We start from the raw sequence: 3577 nt of genomic DNA on the forward strand, positions 1-3577 counted from the left end.
GCGACGTGCAGAAGTTCGTCAAGTCGGCCCTGACCGGTGGCGGCGCGGCGAGCGGTGGCAGCGTTGCCACTGGCGGCGGCCTGAACCTGCTGGCCTGGCCGAAGGTCGACTTCAGCAAGTTCGGTGAGGTCGAGGTGCAGCCGCTGTCGCGGATCAAGAAGATCTCCGGCGCCAACCTGGCCCGCAACTGGGCCATGATTCCGCACGTCACCCAGTTCGAACAGGCCGATATCACCGAGCTGGAAGCCCTGCGCTTGGCGTTGAACAAGGAGAACGAGAAGGCCGGCATCAAGCTGACCATGCTCGCCTTCCTGGTCAAGGCCAGTGCCGCGGCGCTGAAGAAGTTCCCGGAGTTCAACGCCTCGCTGGATGCCAGCGGCGAAAACCTCACCTTGAAGAAGTACTTCAACATCGGTTTCGCCGCCGATACGCCGAGCGGCCTGGTCGTGCCGGTGATCCGCGACGTCGACAAGAAGGGCGTGGTGCAGATCGCGCAGGAATCGGGCGAACTGGCCAAGAAGGCGCGCGACGGCAAGCTCGGCCCGGCCGACATGAGCGGCGGCTGCTTCTCGATCAGCTCGCTGGGCGGCATCGGTGGCACCGCGTTCACGCCGATCGTCAATGCACCGGAAGTGGCCATCCTCGGTGTGTCCAAGTCGTCGATCCAGCCGGTCTGGAACGGCAAGGAATTCGCCCCGAAGCTGATGCTGCCGCTGTCGCTGAGCTACGACCACCGCGTCATCGACGGCGCGCTGGCCGCGCGCTTCACCACCTATCTGTCCCAGGTGCTGGCCGACATGCGGCGCGTCCTGCTGTGAGGCAGCGCCTGGCAGTGATGCTGATGCTGGCGGTGCTGCCGGCGTCGCAGGCGGGCGCGGCGGAATGCGCGTCCGGCCTGGGGCGCGGCTGGCCGCCGGCCGTCGGCAACTATGGCCAGGCGGTGGAAACCCTGTTCGAGGGCAAGGCGCAGCCGGCGCTGTCGCTGGTGACCCTGCCCAAGAGCGGGGTCGAGACCGGCGTGGCGCTGCTGCCCGGTACCCAGGAACAGGAATGGACGCTGCGCTTCAGCCGCGCCGACAAGCGCGTCTACAACTGGAACAACAGCGCCCGCGGTGGCGGCCTGGAACTGCGTGTGGACCAGTCGCCGGACCAGTACCAGGTCAGCATTCCGGCCGCGTTGGCGCAGCGCCTGCTGCACAGCTGGCAGGCCGCGCTCGATGCGGCGGTGCCGGTCGATCGCAAGGCCGCGGTGCTGGATGGTGAGGTGCTGTCCTTCCAGGTGGACGGGCAGCGTTACAGCGGCCCGCGCCCGGAGTGCGGCAGCGGCAAGCTGATGATGAAACAGGTGGCGCTGCTGATCGAAGCCAGCGACACCAAGGAAAAGAAGCTCGACCGTCGCTGGAAAGATCTGGACGAGTCGCTCGACGAACTGCAGCAACTGCTCGCCGGCAAGGCCGGCTGAGCCCCAGGAGAACAACAATGGCCGCAATTGAAATCAAGGTTCCCGACATCGGCGATTACAGCGGTGTCCCGGTGATCGAACTGCTGGTCGCCGTGGGTGACACGGTGAAGAAGGACCAGGGCCTGGTCACGCTGGAATCGGACAAGGCGACGCTGGAAGTGCCGTCTTCGGCGGCCGGCGTGGTCAAGGAAATCAAGGTCAAGCTCGGCGACAACCTCTCCGAAGGCGACGTGGTGCTGCTGCTGGAGGCCGAAGGTGAGGCCGCCGCACCGGCTGCGCCGGTCAAGGCCGAGGCGCCCAAGGCCGAGGCACCGGCCAGCAAGCCGCCGGTGACGCCGTCGCACCGCGCCCCGGCCGAACCGGCCGCCCCGCAGCCGGCGTTGTCCTCGGGCAAGCCGGCCGATATCGAATGCAGGATGGTGGTGCTGGGCGCAGGCCCGGGCGGTTACACCGCCGCCTTCCGGTCGGCCGATCTGGGCGTGGACACGGTGCTGGTCGAGCGTTACGCCAGCCTCGGCGGCGTGTGCCTCAACGTGGGCTGCATTCCGTCCAAGGCGCTGCTGCATGCCGCCGCGGTGATCGATGAAGTCGCCCACGCCGGTGATTTCGGCGTCGAGTTCGGCAAGCCGACGATCACCCTGGACAAGCTGCGCGGCTACAAGGAAAAGGTGGTCACCCAGCTGACCAAGGGCCTGGCCGGCATGGCCAAGCAGCGCAAGGTGCGCACGGTGCAGGGCCTGGCCAGGTTCGTCTCGGCCAACGAGCTGGAGATCGTCGGCGACGACGGCAAGACCCAGCTGCTGCGCTTTGAGCAGTGCATCATCGCCGCCGGTTCGCAGGCGGTGAAGCTGCCGAACTTCCCGTGGGACGACAAGCGGGTGATGGACTCCACCGACGCACTGGAACTGGCCGATGTGCCGGGCAAGCTGCTGGTGGTCGGCGGCGGCATCATCGGCCTGGAAATGGCGACGGTGTATGCGGCGCTGGGCAGCAAGGTGACGGTGGTGGAGTTCATGGACCAGCTGATGCCGGGCGCCGACAAGGACCTGGTCAAGCCGCTGGCCGACCGCTTGAAGAAGCAGGGCGTGGAGGTCTACCTGAAGACCAAGGCGACCGACGTCAAGGCCGACGCGTCGGGCGTGACGGTGTCCTTCGAGGCGGCGGTGGAAGGCGAGAAGCCGGGTCTGGAGGCAAGCGCCTTCGACCGTGTGCTGGTGGCCGTGGGCCGTTCGCCGAACGGGAAGAAGATCGATGCCGAGAAGGCGGGCGTGCAGGTCACCGAGCGTGGCTTCATTCCGGTGGACCGGCAGATGCGCACCAACGTGCCGCACATCTTTGCGATCGGCGATATCGTGGGCAACCCGATGCTGGCCCACAAGGCCACGCACGAGGGCAAGCTGGCGGCCGAAGTGGCCTCGGGCGAGAAGAAGGAGTGGGTGGCGCGGGTGATTCCGTCGGTGGCCTACACCAATCCGGAAATCGCCTGGGTAGGCGTGACCGAGACCGAGGCGAAGGCCAAGGGGTTGAAGGTGGGCGTGGCCAAGTTCCCGTGGGCAGCCAGCGGTCGTGCGATCGGTATCGGTCGCACCGAGGGCTTCACCAAGCTGATCTTCGATGAGGAGACCCATCGCATCGTCGGTGGTGCGATCGTGGGCGTGCACGCCGGTGATCTGCTGGCCGAGATCGGTCTGGCGATCGAGATGGGTGCCGAAGCCGAAGACATCGGCCACACCATCCACGCGCATCCGACGCTGAGCGAATCGGTGGCGATGGCGGCGGAAATCTACGACGGCACGATCACCGATCTGTACATGCCGAAGAAGAAGTAACCGGCGGGTCGCCGCCATGGGTGGTGACGCTGCTGCAACGAAGAACCCCGGCGAAAGCCGGGGTTTTTTGTTGGCCGTGGTCTCTTTGATTGGGATCGCTTTGCTTCGCTGCGCAGGCGGCCTTTGCTTGACCAGCCGGAGAGCGAAGAGGTTCTTCGCCCGTATGCGGGGCAAGCACCAGGCGCGCCCTGAATCTTTTCCGGCGCGGCTGTCGGTGGGTCGGGCGCTGGGCCCCATGCCCTTGGAGGCGAAATAAAGGAGGAGGCCGCACCGCGGCCGGGGGACA

The 3577-nt window shown here is 66.6% G+C and carries 3 protein-coding genes; all 3 read left to right on the plus strand.

What is annotated here, in order from left to right; all coding sequences use genetic code 11:
• Positions 1-818, plus strand: an 818-nt coding sequence (locus tag RTO53_RS19655) for a 2-oxo acid dehydrogenase subunit E2 (RefSeq protein WP_312239345.1), incomplete at its 5' end; no start/stop codon positions are given.
• Between the two features lie 17 nt (positions 819-835).
• Complete coding sequence (locus RTO53_RS19660) at positions 836-1462, plus strand: hypothetical protein (protein WP_312239347.1); 627 nt, start codon at positions 836-838, stop codon at positions 1460-1462.
• A gap of 17 nt (positions 1463-1479) precedes the next feature.
• Positions 1480-3291 carry a dihydrolipoyl dehydrogenase gene (lpdA, locus tag RTO53_RS19665; RefSeq protein ID WP_312239346.1) on the plus strand — a complete coding sequence of 604 codons (1812 nt, stop codon included), beginning with the start codon at positions 1480-1482 and terminating at the stop codon, positions 3289-3291.
• Positions 3292-3577 lie beyond the last annotated feature (286 nt).

This window comes from Stenotrophomonas sp. (assembly GCF_031995405.1).
Taxonomy (GTDB): Bacteria; Pseudomonadota; Gammaproteobacteria; order Xanthomonadales; family Xanthomonadaceae; genus Stenotrophomonas.